18 protein-coding genes are annotated in these 15,684 nt (G+C 33.4%); 4 read left to right on the forward strand and 14 right to left on the reverse strand.

Annotated features, from left to right (window positions below):
* Positions 1–149 precede the first annotated feature (149 nt).
* Both OZP08_RS10485 and OZP08_RS10490 read right to left on the reverse strand, forming a co-directional pair.
* Positions 150–875: an alpha/beta hydrolase gene (locus OZP08_RS10485; protein WP_281321788.1), complete on the reverse strand. Its 726-nt coding sequence runs from the start codon at positions 873–875 to the stop codon at positions 150–152.
* Positions 876–1,042: 167 nt separating this feature from the next.
* On the reverse strand, positions 1,043–2,122 hold the full coding sequence (locus OZP08_RS10490; RefSeq protein ID WP_268846045.1) for an AI-2E family transporter: 1,080 nt from the start codon (positions 2,120–2,122) through the stop codon (positions 1,043–1,045).
* A gap of 300 nt (positions 2,123–2,422) precedes the next feature.
* Here OZP08_RS10490 and OZP08_RS10495 point away from each other — a divergent pair, with 300 nt between their 5' ends.
* Positions 2,423–2,833, forward strand: a complete 411-nt coding sequence (locus OZP08_RS10495; protein ID WP_281321789.1) for an OsmC family peroxiredoxin — start codon at positions 2,423–2,425, stop codon at positions 2,831–2,833.
* Between the two features lie 88 nt (positions 2,834–2,921).
* On the opposite strand, the gene OZP08_RS10500 is transcribed toward OZP08_RS10495, so the two are convergent.
* The gene (locus tag OZP08_RS10500; protein WP_268846046.1) at positions 2,922–3,365 is read right to left on the reverse strand and encodes a hypothetical protein; all 444 of its coding nucleotides are present in this window, start codon (positions 3,363–3,365) and stop codon (positions 2,922–2,924) included.
* 12 nt (positions 3,366–3,377) lie between these two features.
* Entirely contained in the window at positions 3,378–4,058 is a 681-nt protein-coding gene (locus OZP08_RS10505; protein WP_281321790.1) for an ArsR/SmtB family transcription factor, read from the reverse strand.
* 80 nt (positions 4,059–4,138) lie between these two features.
* Between OZP08_RS10505 and OZP08_RS10510 the strand changes: the two genes are divergently transcribed.
* Positions 4,139–5,302, forward strand: coding sequence for a cytochrome P450 (locus OZP08_RS10510; RefSeq protein WP_281321791.1), 1,164 nt, complete (start codon positions 4,139–4,141; stop codon positions 5,300–5,302).
* 12 nt (positions 5,303–5,314) lie between these two features.
* Positions 5,315–5,671 carry an antibiotic biosynthesis monooxygenase family protein gene (locus tag OZP08_RS10515; RefSeq protein WP_281321792.1) on the forward strand — a complete coding sequence of 119 codons (357 nt, stop codon included), beginning with the start codon at positions 5,315–5,317 and terminating at the stop codon, positions 5,669–5,671.
* Positions 5,672–5,730: 59 nt separating this feature from the next.
* Here OZP08_RS10515 and OZP08_RS10520 read toward each other — a convergent pair whose 3' ends face one another.
* From OZP08_RS10520 to OZP08_RS10550, 7 genes are all read right to left on the reverse strand, one after another.
* Positions 5,731–6,285: a hypothetical protein gene (locus tag OZP08_RS10520; protein ID WP_268846050.1), complete on the reverse strand. Its 555-nt coding sequence runs from the start codon at positions 6,283–6,285 to the stop codon at positions 5,731–5,733.
* A gap of 4 nt (positions 6,286–6,289) precedes the next feature.
* On the reverse strand, positions 6,290–7,177 hold the full coding sequence (cysM, locus tag OZP08_RS10525; protein WP_268846051.1) for a cysteine synthase CysM: 888 nt from the start codon (positions 7,175–7,177) through the stop codon (positions 6,290–6,292).
* Between the two features lies 1 nt (position 7,178).
* The gene (gene epsC, locus OZP08_RS10530; RefSeq protein WP_268846052.1) at positions 7,179–7,970 is read right to left on the reverse strand and encodes a serine O-acetyltransferase EpsC; all 792 of its coding nucleotides are present in this window, start codon (positions 7,968–7,970) and stop codon (positions 7,179–7,181) included.
* Between the two features lie 216 nt (positions 7,971–8,186).
* A complete protein-coding gene (locus OZP08_RS10535; protein WP_268846053.1) occupies positions 8,187–8,723 on the reverse strand; it encodes a dihydrofolate reductase family protein in 537 nt (178 codons plus the stop codon).
* Between the two features lie 43 nt (positions 8,724–8,766).
* Entirely contained in the window at positions 8,767–9,393 is a 627-nt protein-coding gene (locus OZP08_RS10540; RefSeq protein WP_268846054.1) for an SGNH/GDSL hydrolase family protein, read from the reverse strand.
* A gap of 90 nt (positions 9,394–9,483) precedes the next feature.
* On the reverse strand, positions 9,484–9,942 hold the full coding sequence (locus OZP08_RS10545; RefSeq protein ID WP_281321793.1) for a hypothetical protein: 459 nt from the start codon (positions 9,940–9,942) through the stop codon (positions 9,484–9,486).
* Positions 9,943–10,409: 467 nt separating this feature from the next.
* Complete coding sequence (locus OZP08_RS10550; protein WP_281321794.1) at positions 10,410–11,570, reverse strand: histidine decarboxylase; 1,161 nt, start codon at positions 11,568–11,570, stop codon at positions 10,410–10,412.
* Between the two features lie 153 nt (positions 11,571–11,723).
* Between OZP08_RS10550 and OZP08_RS10555 the strand changes: the two genes are divergently transcribed.
* Positions 11,724–12,176, forward strand: a complete 453-nt coding sequence (locus OZP08_RS10555; protein ID WP_268846059.1) for an Lrp/AsnC family transcriptional regulator — start codon at positions 11,724–11,726, stop codon at positions 12,174–12,176.
* Between the two features lie 141 nt (positions 12,177–12,317).
* Here OZP08_RS10555 and OZP08_RS10560 read toward each other — a convergent pair whose 3' ends face one another.
* From OZP08_RS10560 to lpdA, 3 genes are all read right to left on the reverse strand, one after another.
* The gene (locus OZP08_RS10560) at positions 12,318–12,722 is read right to left on the reverse strand and encodes a cupin domain-containing protein (RefSeq protein WP_268846060.1); all 405 of its coding nucleotides are present in this window, start codon (positions 12,720–12,722) and stop codon (positions 12,318–12,320) included.
* Between the two features lie 406 nt (positions 12,723–13,128).
* Positions 13,129–14,043 (reverse strand): cysteine synthase A, encoded by a 915-nt coding sequence (cysK, locus tag OZP08_RS10565; RefSeq protein WP_268846061.1) that lies wholly within the window; start codon positions 14,041–14,043, stop codon positions 13,129–13,131.
* Between the two features lie 153 nt (positions 14,044–14,196).
* A complete protein-coding gene (lpdA, locus tag OZP08_RS10570) occupies positions 14,197–15,585 on the reverse strand; it encodes a dihydrolipoyl dehydrogenase (RefSeq protein WP_281321795.1) in 1,389 nt (462 codons plus the stop codon).
* Positions 15,586–15,684 lie beyond the last annotated feature (99 nt).

The following is a 15,684-nucleotide window of genomic DNA, read 5'->3' on the forward strand; positions in this document are numbered from 1 at the left end:
ACATAAAGATAAGAAAATAAAGTGTGAATTGGTTTTACTTTGTTGATTTTCAAATTATTACAATAAATAAAAGGAGACGTAATGAAGTAATAGGAGGGATGAATAGGATTTTGTAGTTAACAGGATAAGGTTAATTCAATTTGATTCTATTACATTTTAATGAACGATAAAATGGAATTCAAAATTATTTTTTGCTGTTCTTCTCTGTTTATGCTCGCTTTGTCGTCTCCCAATTGTGAACCATAGTATCCAAATTGAGAATGGTTTCCACCTTTAATTAGAACATATTTGGTGGTTATCGGTAATTTTGGTTTGTTTCGGTTAACTGATTTTGTATCGGCAAGTCCATCATTAGAACCAGATATTTTCATTATAGGAATCGATGATTGTGAAAGGTCAAAATCTCTAGGATGTGATGTGCCCAATAGAATCAATTTGTCTATTAATGTGGGGTTTTCATAAACAAATTGAGCTGCCATCATTCCGCCTTTGGAATGTCCTGCCAAAATATATTGTTTGGTACTGTCTTTAAAGAGATCAATTTCTTTGGGTATATTATAACCGTAGGAGGGTTGTCTCCAAGGCATTTTAATAATTATGCTTTTATATCCGTTTTCGGCAATTTTCCTGCAAAGAGGAGCATAGGCATCAGCAGCAACCATAGCACCCGGATAAAAAATAAAAACTTTTTGATAGCTTTTTTTCGGTGTAAAAGAAATGATGTTTTCTGTGTTGATTACCTGAATAGATGAATTGCTTTGAAGGATTGCTTCATCAACTCCTTTTGTTTGGAATGAAATTACTATCCAAAGAATGAAGCAAATACCAAATGTAATCCATAACCTTTTGAATATTTTTATTTTTTGGTGCTTCATTGATAGGTTGTATTTTTTTTTTAACGCATAAATTTAAAGAAAATGATAGTAATGATGGTAAGTTAATTAATAATATAAAAATAAATTAATACTGACTTCATATTGATATAATCTAATTTAGATATCTGGATTACAGATTGTAAGGTGGTTTTTTGAGTTTGTTGTTATTATTGTTTTGGTTTAGCATCGCTTAATAGAATAGATAAAGTCTTAAGGCTTTCGGTTCGATCAGCGATAAGTTTTATGATGCTAATGAATGGGATAAATAAAATCATTCCTGATACTCCCCAAATAATTCCGCCAACAATAATCATAATCAAAATAGCGAGTGTGTTTATCTTTAAGCGACTTCCTATTGCATAAGGAAAAATAACATAAGCTTCGAGTACCTGAACTACTGAAAATATTGCGATAACGCCCAAAGGATACCAAATAGAATTAAACGTTATCCAAGCCACTGTAATTGGTAGAAGAGAAGATACTATAATACCAACGTAGGGTATAAACGTAAGGATTGAAGCGGTAAAACCAAAAAGGAAAGGATAAGGAATGCCAATAATGGCGAGTCCAATGCTATTCAAAATTCCAACTATCAGATAAACCAGTAATATTCCTTTTATGAATTTATAATACTCATGTATGGTTTCAATAATGATTTCGTGTATCATTTCCTTTTTGTCCGAAGGGAAAATTTGATATAGTGTCTGAATCAATAATTGACGATAAAAAAGTATCAGTGCCGAAAAGATGGGAATTATTAAAAGATAATATAATGACTCCGAAAAGGAGTAAACGGTATTTTTAAGGAATGTAAATATTTGAGTACTTGAATTGTTTATTGCATTTTTAATATAATTCTGTTGTTTCTCTTCGTTTACGCCAAATTGTTCCGTCAGAAATACACTTAGCTGATTTAGCGTTTCTTCTAGCTTTAGCTCTAATGTTTGCCATTCATTCGAAAATTGAAGAATTTGAGAGAAGAGTAAATATAAAATAGTACCAAAAAAGATAACAACTGTAACCAAGGAAAGACCAATTGCTAGATTCGGATGTATTCCATTTTTTTCCATCCATTTGCAAAGAGGATAAAGTATAAAACTGACAAGCATTGCAAAACTGAGCGGGATGAATAACGTTTTTCCAAAGTATAGCAGCACTAAGATAAGAACGATGTATTGAAGAATTTCTAAAGCTGAAATACTTTTTGAAATATCAGACTGAATAGGCTTTTTGGGAATTGGTACCATATGCGTTTGCATTTTAACGGTTAAGGTATTATTCAGTTACATTCAATGGCTTCTTGAGTGTAAGATGTTGAATTACAAGGTACAAAATATTATGGAAACGGCATTCTATGTTTTACTCATTATTGGGTTTTCAATAAAAGAATCTGTTTTTAAGTTCGTTTTTTATATTAAAAAAGCTAAATTTGAGTAAGTTAAAGACTATTATTATGAAATGAACATGATATAGATTTGATATGCTAAATGAAGTTCGATGATAGTAATAAGATAAATGACCATTAAAAACTAATAAATAAAAAACATATGAAAAGAAACGCAACCGCAGTCTGGAATGGTTCATTAAAAGAAGGAGCCGGAAAATTAACAACACAAAGTACAACTTTGCAAAATACACAATACTCGTTCAAATCCCGATTTGAAGAAGGAATAGGGACCAATCCTGAAGAGCTTGTTGCCGCAGCACATGCGGGATGTTTTACAATGCAACTTTCTGCTTTCATCGGTGAAACAGGTGCAGAAATCGAAAGTATAGAAACTAGATGCGATATTAATTTAGTTGAAGGAACAATTATCAGTTCACACTTAACGGTCAATGCTAAAGTAAAAGAGATTTCGAATGAAACTTTTCAAGAATTAGTTACAAAAGCAGAAAAAAATTGCCCAATTTCAAAATTATTGAATACCGAAATTAGCACAACAGCAACTTTGGTTTAGCAAGAAGAATAAAATATAAGGTTCCGTTTAGCAATAAACGGAACCTTTGGTTTTTGATGTATTCTTAAATTTATGCAATTAGAATATGCTATGCTTTCCTTTTAATCAATTCGTAGTTTACAATTGATAAAACATAAAAAAAGGAATCAGCTGATATCTTTCCTAAAATAATTCCAAGGAAATAATTTCCGGTTAGTATTGGCATCCAGTACATACAAAAGGGCCGAATAAAAAAGAGGTCTAAAGCTGCAGGATAACCAAACTCGAGAAATAAATTTCGGATTAGATGAGCGATTTCTTTTAGAGTAACAGTTTTGTTGTCTAGCTTATTTTTGGATACTTGTGTTTTATAGGATCTGTAAACCATGATGCCATAAAAAGCAAAATATTCAGCAAATGTTATGATATAAGCTGTCGTTAACGCACTAAAAATCCTGCTGAATTGTGACGCAATCAATGCGGCGCTAGTGGCTGCAAGCTCAGAATATTTATAGCGATCAAACCACTCTTTGAAATTAGATTTATTGAACATATTTTTTATAATTTAAATAGCAATTCCTAGACGAGATTGGAATTCTTTTTTACCCTTTGCAGTTACAATGAGTGCTCTTGAGTCTTTGGTTTTACGAAGCCAATCTTCGAGTAACATTTTATCTAGTAATGCTGTGGCAAGTGAACCAGCTATATGTGGTCTTCTTTCACTCCAATCTAAACAAGGTCGAAGAAAAGAACGCTTTTGTTGTTTTAAAGTGGTTAATGGAATTCCAAATTCAGTAAACCATTTTTCACCTTCGGAACTTATCTCAAATCTTCCAGAGGTGTCAATCAGTAATTGTTGTTGCAATAGACTATCAGTTAGAGCTACACCTACTTTTCCTGCCAAATGATCATAACAAGTTCTACAATGTTTTATGCCAGAGACTTTTTCGGTTTTGGTGTTTTGAGTACTTATTGATGGTGGTACCAAACTTATCATAGCTTCAATGGCATATGCAATCTCTTTTCTGGCAAAACGGTAGTATTTATGCCTCCCTTGACTTTCTACAACCAATAAGTCTGCCTGCACTAATTTAGTTAAATGCATACTAATATTCTGTGGGGAAGTATTAACGGCAATGGCTAATTCAGTTGCTGTAAAAGCTTTTCCTTCTAGTAGAGACCACATTATGGTTGCCCTGGTTGGGTCACCTATAAGAGTAGCGATTTGTTTAAATTGATTTTCCATTTTATAGACATCGACAGTTAAGTGCAAAATGAAGTGTTAGCAGGTAAAGGTAATTATCTTTGTAAAATAATTTAGAAACCATGACAACAACTTTATTCTTACAGTCGGAAATTCAAGATCCTTATAGTCTTTATAAAAAGATGATAACTCAGGACCCTGTTTATTGGGATGAGGAAAACCAAATTTGGGCACTCTATTCGTATGATGCCTGTGTATCAATTCTCAATAATAATTTGGCTCATATTCCAGAGATTAATCCAAATAACGAACAGGGTTTAAACGACAGCGCTTTAGAAATATCGAATCAGTTAGCACGCCTGAGTAATGGAGCTCAGCATGATATATCAAGGGAAGTGGCTATGTTTTTGTTTTCTAAGATGAATGTCGTGGATACTTACAAAATTCTAGAAGAGTTGATAGAAAGTAGAGAAAACAAATCTGAATTGAATTGGGTAAATTCTGTTTGTAAAAAATTGCCGGTGTTGGTGGTTTTGAAAAGTTTTGATTTTAATGGTAAAGATTCCCTTTTCATTTTAGAAAATATAGGGCAACTTATACAAATAATGTTGCCAAACAAAACTCAAACACAGGTGGATTCTATTAATACAATTGCAAAGGAGATTTATGCAATTGCCGAAAAAAATATAGTTACTTCAGCTTTTTATGCTACTTTAGAGAAAACACTTTTTGAAAAGTATAAAATAAGTGCAAAAGAAATTTTGTCATTGTGTGTGAGTAACATAATTGGGTTGTTTATTCAAAGTTATGATGCAGGACGAGGGCTTTTGAGTAATGCTTTACTCCAAATACTAAATAAGGAACATTCCCTTTTGAAGTTAGCTATTAATAGAGATTGGATGCAAAGTATGATAATCGAATCATTGAGATTTGACCCACCTATTCATACTACTCGTAGGGTTGCAGTTGGTGATATTGTTCTGAATGATAAGGTAATCAAAAAAGGAGATAAAATGATTTTAGTACTTGCCTCTGCCAATCGAGATTCAAAACAATTTTTAAATCCTGAAGATTTTGATTCAACACGTGTAAATAATGGTGACCATTTAACCTTTGGTATTGGAGGACATGGATGTTTGGCTAAACATTTTTCGATACGATTAGGTACCGATGCTTTATTGTATTTATTTGAACAATATAAAAATGTCTCGCTTCTCGATGAAAATATTGAATACGAACCCTTATCGAATGCTAGACTTCCTAAGAATATTTTAGTTTCAATTTAATAAAAAAGAACCATGATTGCAGTAATTTTTGAAGTAATTCCCAGTGAGGGAAAAAAAACAGAATATTTAGAAATCGCTTCTCAATTAAGACCTGAATTGGATAAAATTGATGGGTTTATTTCTATTGAAAGATTTCAGAGTTTGAATGATCCGGAAAAAGTATTGTCTTTATCATTTTGGAAAGATGAAGAAAGTATCCAACAATGGAGGAGCCTTGAGATGCACCGTTGGGCACAATCCAAAGGCAGAGATGGGATATTTAAAGACTATCATCTTCGAATAGCTGACGTAAAACGGGATTATGGAATGTTTGATAGAAATGAAGCTCCTACAGATAGTAAAACATTTCACTCTAGAAATCAAGAGTAATTTTATATTGATTTTGGATATAGATTCAGCAATGGAATTTCTTTTTGTTGAATCTATTTTTAACCTTTTGCAGAAGAATATTTATTTTTGGCAACAGCCAATAAAGTTATGATAAGAATAATGAAATAAATGGTAGTGAGTATGCTTTTTAAAACTGAAAAAACATTTGTGATCTGAACTTGTAAATCACTAATGTTTGGGTAATCTTTCAGCATTTTTATAATCCCAATATTTTCACCATAATCAAATAGTCCCGAAAATAGCGGAATCAAACACAAATAGAATAATGGACTGTCTAGTTTTTCTAATTTGTTTAGGAAATAAGCAAGTACCAAGCAGGAGCTAATTCCAAAAAGAACTGGATATATTAGGTCTAATGGAAGTTGATGATATAAATAGGCATCTCTACCTTGTGTTCCTAATGCACTAAAAAGTGTGTTGACATAATGTATATCGTAACCCGTAGGCATCATATCTAAGATTTTCATGCCGCCAGAATGATGCATTACTTCAGCAATAGTAACAACAAGCATAATGGCGTACACTATATTAGAAAGTATAAACAGTAATAAAACTTTTTTGCCGCTTATATTTTTCTTAATAAAATCTTTCATCTCATTAGTCAAACAAATCCGAAGATAGATAACGATCTCCGCGGTCACAAATAACGGCTACCACAACACCTGATTCAAGTTGATTGGCAATTTTTACGGCTACAGCTACAGATCCTCCGCTGCTCATACCTGCAAAAATACCTTCTTCTTTAGCTAATCTTTTGGTCATTTCACGAGCCTCTTTTTCGCTAATATCTATAGTAGTGTCTACTTTTGAGGCATCAAAAATTTTAGGTAAATATTCCTGTGGCCATTTTCTAATACCCGGAATTTGTGAACCTTCACTAGGTTGTGCCCCTATGATTTGAATATTTGGGTTTTTCTCTTTCAAGTATGTTGAGGTACCTATAATAGTTCCTGTTGTTCCCATAGCCGATACAAAATGGGTTACAGTTCCATCTGTATCATTCCAGATTTCTGGACCAGTAGTTTTGTAGTGTGCTTTCCAGTTATCGTCATTGGCAAACTGATTTAGCATAACATAACCACCTTCGGCAACTTTTTGGTCGGCATAATCTCGAGAACCTATTATTCCTAAACTGGCAGGTGTCTGAATTACTGTGGCACCATAGGCTTGCATGGTTTGTGTACGCTCAATGGTAGAATCCTCCGGTAATACTAATTCTATTTCTATATTGAATAATTGCGCTATCATGGCCAAAGCAATTCCGGTATTGCCACTTGTAGCTTCAATTAATTTGTCTCCTTTTTTAATATCACCTCTTTCAACAGCGGATGCAATCATATTATAAGCAGCACGGTCTTTTACACTGCCTCCAGGATTGTCACCTTCGAGTTTCAATAAAAGTTTTACATTTTTATTTTCTACTAAACGGGTTGTTTCTACCAATGGTGTATTCCCGATTAATTCTACTAATTTATAGGTCTTCATTTTATTTTTTCTCTTTTATTTTGACTTCGGTTGTGGTGGTATTCATTACCACTGAATCTGCTGGAATTGATTTGGTTACCCATGAATTTCCACCTACAATGCTGTTCTTTCCAATTACGGTTGAACCACCCAAAATGGTTGCATTGGCATAAATGCAAACGTTTTTCTCTACCGTAGGATGTCTTTTTGAGTTCTTCAAGTCTTTACTCACACTTAGAGCTCCCAAAGTAACCCCTTGGTATATTTTTACATTCTTTTCGATAACGGTAGTTTCACCAATTACGATTCCTGTAGCGTGGTCTATAAAGAAAGGTGAAGCAATGGTTGCTCCTGCGTGAATATCTGTACCGGTAATACGATGGGCGTATTCGCTCATTAACCTTGAAAAAAGTAATAAATCGAGCTGATACAATTCATGACTTAATCTATAGATTGCAATGGCATAAAATCCGGGATACGCTAGGTAAATTTCCTCAATATCGTTTGATGCAGGATCGTTTTCTAAAGTATAATTAGCATCTTTATTCAGATTTTCGAGTACGGTTGGTAATTTTTCTAAAAATTTATCCCAAGCAAATTCACATAAGTCTTGTGGTTTTTTGCAGGCAATCGAGGCTATTTCTTTGAATTGTTTTTCTAATTCATCAATACTGCTGTCCAGCGGCGCATTAGAATCAAATAAAGTGTAAAATAATTTCTCTGTAAAGGCTTCAGTTTTGGTCTTGATGCTATAATTTATAGATAAATGACTTTTTAAAGCGCTAATATTTTGGACAATCAGATCCTTGGTCATGATTATTAAATTGAATTGTTTTTTTATGGGATAAAAGTAAGACGTTTTTTAGAGATAACAGCAACGATTAGTTAAAGAATTAGGTTAATTCTTTCCTAAATAAAAGGGTTCGAGAATGATATAACATAATTGTTACTTTTTGGAAATTATATCACATTTTGTTTTTTTGACTTGATGCTGTAACCGATTTTTAGAACTATTATATGCGTCAAATTTTTATTTTTTATCGGCTCGCTTGTAATGAAGTTGAACCAATCCTTTGTCAAATTGTTTTGTTGAAATAAGCTCTAATTTTTGTTCCGGTCTCCCGTCCTTAAAAAGTTTTATTCCGTTGCCAACAAAAATTGGAATAATTGAAATGATGAATTCATCAATAAGATCGTCTTCGAGTAGTTCATTTACGATTTCTGCCCCACCATCACAAAATATATTTTTACCTTTTTCTGCTTTAAGTTGGTTTATAAGTTCTTTAAGATTTCCAGAATAGAATTTTACAGAACCAATATCGGGTCTTGGACTTCGAGTTATGATATAGGTATCTTTATTAGCGTGCGGAAAACCAAACCCCATCGAAATTACTTTATCGTATGTTTTGCGCCCAACTATAACAGTGTCAACTGATTTTATAAATTCTGCATATCCATAATCTTCTCCTTCTTGTTCAACAATAGAAAGAAAACTTAGATCATCATTTGGTTTAGCTATATAACCGTCTAAACTTGTGGCTATATATAAAAATACTTTTCTGTTCATTTTTAAATAGTTTAGTTTAATTGGTATTGCCCAATAATTAATTTTATAGATTAGCGATAGTAGCTTCTACGATAGGTCCCATAACACGATAGCCTTCTTTATTGGGGTGAACACCATCTTTGGAGTAAATAGAGTTTAAACCTTTTCGCTGATCTACCATAGCCGAATAATAATCAACATACGGAATGTTATTGGTTTTGGTGTATTTTACAATCATATTATTAAGCGTTTCGATTTTATCAGCTGGCTCAAGACCAGATTTCCAAGGATAATCATAAGCAGGAAGAACGGAACTGAGAATGACTTTTATTCCATTGGCTTTGGCTAACTCACACATAGAAATAAGATTGCCTAAAATTATTTCGAGTGTTGTAGGACCTGTGTTTTCGGCAATATCATTAGTTCCGGCTAAGATAACTACAATTTCGGGTTTCAACTCAATAACATCTGGTCTAAAACGCAGTAGCATTTGCGGGGTAGTTTGACCACTTATTCCTCTATTAATATACGTTTTCCCAATAAAAAAATCAGGGGAAGCGGAGCTCCAGTTTTCCGTAATGGAATCGCCAAAGAAGACGATTCTTTTTTCTCCAGTAGCAGGAGGAGCAAGGAGCGTATTTTTATTTTTGTATTTGTTTAAATTTGCCCAGTCTTTTGCTTTTGCCGCCATAATGATTGTTAATAGTAGTATTTGGGTATTTTGAATTTAATTTTCCTAGATTATTAGTTGCAAAATACAGCTTCGTAAAATTGAATATGCTTAATTTTTTACACGTTTATATCTTTCGGTGATTATTCGGTCAACACCCAGTTTTTCTACTTTTTCAACGCCTTGTTGTGTTAGGGTATCGTTTTGTATCGAAATTTTAAATTCAAATTTATTGTTTTCCCATTCTCTGTGAATGAAGTATTCCAAATATTCAGTATAGGTGTCATTGACCAAAGTATATTTTCCTGCTCCTGCTGCAAATGTTGGGTTGGGACCTTTGCCCATTGTTAAGTCGTGTTGAAAAAAAGAAAAGTGGGTTGGATTGATAATCTTTATCATTTTCAGTTTCGGATTAAAAGTAGAAAAAGTAGAATCTTTCTCTTTTGTTGTGGCCGAAATGAGTTCCCAAGTTCCAATAATTGGTAAATCACTTTGTTTGGTTTTATTTTGGTTAACACTACACGAATAACTGATTATTGCAATAAAAAACAGAGATAGCTTGGTTTTCATTTTTAGGTTTAGTTATAGGAAATTATAAAAAAACTAAAATACAATTTATTTCTGCATTTCGGATTTTTCCAAAAAGCTTTTCTTTTTTGGAACAAAGACAATGATTTTAAAATATGTGAATTAGTGCTTTTGCATTGAAAATTAAGTCTTTATGAGGAGGTGTTTTACTTTTTGGTTTGTCTCTGAAGTATGTTGAAACTTCATTTATTGGCGAACTGATTCATACCGCAATGGGGTACAGATTTGCCGCGTCAATTTTGATAGTGATGTCTTAGAGTACTGGATTGTTACTTTATTTCCAGTTTGTAGATTTTAAAAAAAAGCCACAGAGATTCAAGGATAAAAAAAAAAAATCAGAGAAATGAAACTCAATGAAATCGATCTGTGGCAGTATTTTTAGAAGTGAAAAGTAAAAACAGTTAAAATCAGTGTTTTAACTGTTTTTTATATCGTCAAAAAGAAGTGGTTTAGAAACTAAATTCTACTGTTTCTTCTTGAATTTCAACACAGTTTTCTATGTCGTTTATGAATAAATCAATTTGTTCTTTGGTAACATTGGGCATACAAATGATATGCGAAATATCGCCTTCGGTGGCTAATTGCCATTTTGATTTTACTTCTTCAGGCGTTTTAGGAAAAACAACCGTAATAGAGTTTGGATTTCTCCAGGCTGCAATACCTATATTTTTTAGTTTTTGTTCGCAATATTCGGCTACTTCCAAACTGTGTAAATAGCGTTTTCTTAAACCGTCAACTCCAAGTTTTTTGATTGCATACCATAAAAACAACGGAGAATGACCGTTTCTAGATCCTGTAATTGTAGTGTCTAGTGAACCAATATAGGAAATCCCTTTTGAGATTCTATCTCTATTGGAACGTTTCGTGATAATAACTCCGCTAGGAATTGGTGAACCTATAAACTTATGACCGCTGATAGAAATACTATCGGCTCCATCTATGAAATCAAAAGGCAATCTAGGTTCCATAAAAGCACCATAACTACCTGATAAGGCTGCGTCACAATGAATGTAGCTGTCTTGTATAGCTAATCCTTTTAGGATATCTCTAATTTTTGATACATCATCTTTAGCCTCTTTCATTGTTGTACCAAATGTGGTAAGTACAATGGCTGGTTTATGACGATTTAATTTTAAAGTATTTTCAAAATCGACATAATCAATCTCACCATTTTCTTGAGAACGAATAACAATACTTGGAATGTTAAGCAAGTGAATGTTTTTGCGGACACTATAATGAGTCGATTCCGAGTAGTATACCATCGCTTTTGGATATAATTCACGAGCTAGATACAATCCGTATAAATTACTTTCGGATCCACCATTGGTTACATAACCCCAATAATCTTTTGGATTGGCACGAAATAATTTGGCGAAAAATCCAACGACTTCTCTTTCGAGTTCATGGGTTTGTACTTTGTAAGTGCAGTCCTCAAATGGATCCCCTAAATTGTTGATAGGGTATTTTAAAAAATGATTGATTTCTGAATAGTCAAAATCTTTTGAAACTGGATAACCCAAGAAATTGTCTCTTGCGTTTTCTATGTATTGATTCAAATCGAATAAACGTTGATTGTCTTGTTCTGATAATGATTCTGAAATGGATATCATGGTATTAATTTTTGGTAAAAGTAATTTTTATAATTTAATATGCTGCATATGAAGTTATATTCAAAATATAATTCTATTTTTGATTTAAATTTCAGTTTTTTGATATTGAAATAGTCGATTGCTGTTTTTAAAACCATATAATTATTCTGAAAAATGGATGCCATAGACAAAAAAATTTTGATGCTTTTGCAACAAGATGCTAAGTTAAACACGAAAGAAATAGCCGAAAAAGTGGGGTTGTCTGTTTCTCCCACGTTTGAGAGGATAAAGAAATTAGAGCAAAAACTCTACATCAAGAAATATGTTGCTTTGCTTGATCCGACCAAAGTTGGTAAATCAATAAGTGTGTATTGTCAGGTAACATTGGCGATACATTCTCGAGAATTGATAGACGATTTTAAACAGCACATTCTTGCTTTGCCAGAAATTATGGGATGCTATCACGTTTCTGGAAATTATGATTTTTTATTGAAAATTGCTGTAAATGATATGAATGAATATCAAAAGTTTGTTATCGATAAATTATCAGTTATAAAAGGGATTTCTAATGTACAAAGTTCTTTTGTGATGGAGGAAATAAAAAACGATTTTGCTTATAATTTGTAAAAATTGCTGATTGCATAGCTAATGTAAGGGCAAACTCCAATAAAAAAATCTGACTCGGAAAAAATGAATCAGATTTTTTTGGTATTTAAATTGCTGCTCAAAAGGAAAGAAATGAATTGTCTTGTTTGAAAACAGTTGTCTTTATTTTTTAGCAGGTTTTATTTCCGTTATGATTAACTTCACAGTTGTGGAGCCAATATTTTTTGCCATATGTGTTACGGCAGGAAGATACAAGGCTGTTCCCATTTTTATATCTATAGTAGTTGCAGGTTTACCTTTGTCGGTAATCTGAATTTTACCACTTGTCAAGGCATAGGCTGTATGATTGGGGTGGCTGTGCCAAGCGGCTGTTGTTCCAGGAGCGAATACGACCTCCATGACTCTTACTTTGTCATTGTCAAGTAACACTTTTTTATACACATTTGGAGCAGCTTTCATAGGATCTTGAGCGTACAAGCTGGTGCCTTGAATTAGTAATAGTCCGAAGAAAAGGGCGTTTATTAAAAATGTTTTAATTGTTTTCATCTCGTTTAAATTTAAGTTCAATTTTTTTTGAATCTAATTTGTTACTCTTTTTTTTGAGTTGTAGATGTTTTTTATTTTTTGTCTGTAGAGATTGATTAGAACAACCTAGTTTGGTTAGGGTTAGTTCTTGAGGATCGTTTTTGTATCTGGATTTTTAGGGAGGTCTATGCTTTGTTTAAAAACACAGATACTTTTACCTGACAATTCATTAAATTGTATTCTTGAGACACAATTTAATTTTTATTTGAGCCTACTAATTTACAAAAAATATCTTATCATATTGTATAATTATTTTCTTTATAATTTATAATCTATTGTTGTTTAGTTTGTTGTGGTTTTTTTTGTTGAATGCAGGATTACGTAATAAAAAAACCGACTTGCTTTCGCAAATCGGTTGGTTATTGGTTAGTATTGGGAATCTGTGTTTTTATTCAAATAAGCCTTCGATGCTTAAATAGCGCTCTCCAGTGTCGTAGCAAAAAGTCAGTACTTTAGCATCTGACGGGATTTCTTTTATCTTTTTTGATACAGCTGCTAAGGATGCGCCCGAAGAAATTCCCAGAAGAATTCCTTCTTCTTTGGCTGCTCTTTGGGTATATTCAAATGCTTCTTCTTTGCTTACTTTTATAACTCCGTCAAGAATTGTTGTATTTAAATTGTTTGGTATGAATCCAGCTCCAATTCCTTGAATAGGGTGGGGCGAAGGTGCTCCGCCGCTAATTACTGGTGAGGCTTCTGGTTCTACAGCAAAAACGGTTAGGTTAGGAAAATGTTGTTTTAGCACTTCGGCACAACCTGTGATGTGTCCGCCTGTTCCAACTCCTGTAATTAGATAATCCAATCCGTTTGGAAAAGCTTTTATGATTTCCTTTGCTGTAGTCGTTTTATGGATTTCGACATTAGCTGGATTGTCAAACTGTAGTGGTGACCATGAATTCGGAATTTCAGCAATTAATTCTTCCGCTTTTTCCAAGGCTCCTTTCATCCCTTTTTCGCGAGGAGTAAGTACAAATTCGGCTCCATAGATGCTCATTAATCTGCGTCTTTCTATAGACATTGATTCTGGCATAACCAAGATTAATCGGTAGCCTTTTACAGCAGCAACCATCGCTAATCCAATACCGGTATTTCCAGAAGTGGCTTCTATTATGGTACTGCCATTTTGCAATAATCCTTTTTGCTCTGCATCTTCTATCATCGATAAAGCGATTCTGTCTTTGATACTTGAGCCTGGGTTTGTTTTTTCAAGTTTTACCCAAACATTTGTGTCAGGACCAAATAATTTATTAATTTTTACATGTGGTGTATTACCAATTGTTTCTAAAATGTTGTTATGTAGCATGTTTTTTTAGTTTGTAGTAAATATACTTAACCTATAGGGATTATCAAAATAGAATATATTTATTGTTCTATTGAAAATTTGAATTTTTGGCTAAAAACAAAAACCCGATTTGAAGTATTTCAAATCGGGTTTTAAATTTATAAATCGTATTTATTACAAATGGATTACTTCTCCGTAAGCATCAGCTACCGCTTCCATAACCGCTTCACTCATTGTTGGGTGAGGGTGGATCGCTTTTAGGATTTCGTGACCTGTAGTTTCCAGTTTACGTGCAACAACTGCTTCTGCAATCATATCAGTAACACCAGCTCCAATCATGTGACATCCTAACCACTCGCCATATTTGGCATCAAAAATTACTTTTACAAAACCGTCTGGAGTTCCAGCAGCTTTAGCTTTTCCTGAAGCAGAGAATGGGAATTTACCAATTTTTAATTCGTATCCTTTTTCTTTAGCTTGTTTTTCAGTTAATCCTACAGATGCAATTTCTGGAGTAGCATAAGTACAACCAGGAACGTTTCCGTAATCGATTGGTTCTACGTGCAATCCTGCAATTTTTTCAACACAGTTAATTCCTTCTGCAGAAGCTACGTGAGCCAATGCTTGTCCTGGAGTTACATCACCAATAGCATAATATCCTGGGATATTAGTTTGGTTATAAGCGTTTACCAAGATTTTATCTTTATCAGTAGCAATACCTACTTCTTCTAATCCGATGTTTTCGATGTTAGTTTTGATTCCAACAGCAGATAATAAAATGTCAGCTTCAAGAACTTCTTCTCCTTTTGCTGTTTTAACAAATGCTTTTACTCCAGCACCAGTAGTGTCAATACGCTCTACTGAAGAGTTAGTCATAATTTTGATTCCGGCTTTTTTCAAAGAACGCTCAAATTGTTTTGAGATATCTTCGTCTTCTACAGGAACTACGTTTGGCATGAATTCTACGATAGTAACATCTGTTCCCATTGAGTTGTAGAAATGTGCAAACTCTACTCCAATAGCTCCAGAACCAACAATAATCATGGATTTTGGTTGAGTTGGTAATGTCATTGCTTGACGGTATCCAATTACTTTAACTCCATCTTGTGGTAAGTTTGGTAATTCACGTGAACGAGCTCCAGTAGCAATGATGATATGGTCAGCACTGTATTCAGTAACTTTTCCGTCTTTATCAGTAACGTCTAGTTTTTTTCCGGCTTTTAGCTTTCCAAAACCATCAATAACGTCAATTTTATTTTTTTTCATCAAGAATTGAACACCTTTGCTCATTCCTTCAGCAACACCTCTACTTCTGTTTACAACAGCAGGGAAGTCTTTGTCGAATTCTTTTACAGTTAGTCCGTAATCTGAAGCGTGTTTTAAGTAATCAAAAACCTGAGCCGATTTTAATAATGCCTTAGTTGGAATACATCCCCAGTTTAAACACACACCACCTAGGTTTTCTTTTTCTACCACAGCTACTTTAAATCCTAATTGTGAGGCTCTAATTGCTGTAACATATCCTCCAGGACCACTTCCTAAAACTATAATATCGTATTTCATTTCAAAGTTTTTTTATTTGTTTTTTAATGGTGAAATGCAGTCGCTAACGCTCGTGTCATTTTATATGTATTTGTTATTAATTAGTAAAAATGGAACATG

Source organism: Flavobacterium aestivum, from assembly GCF_026870175.2.
Classification (GTDB): domain Bacteria; phylum Bacteroidota; class Bacteroidia; order Flavobacteriales; family Flavobacteriaceae; genus Flavobacterium; species Flavobacterium aestivum.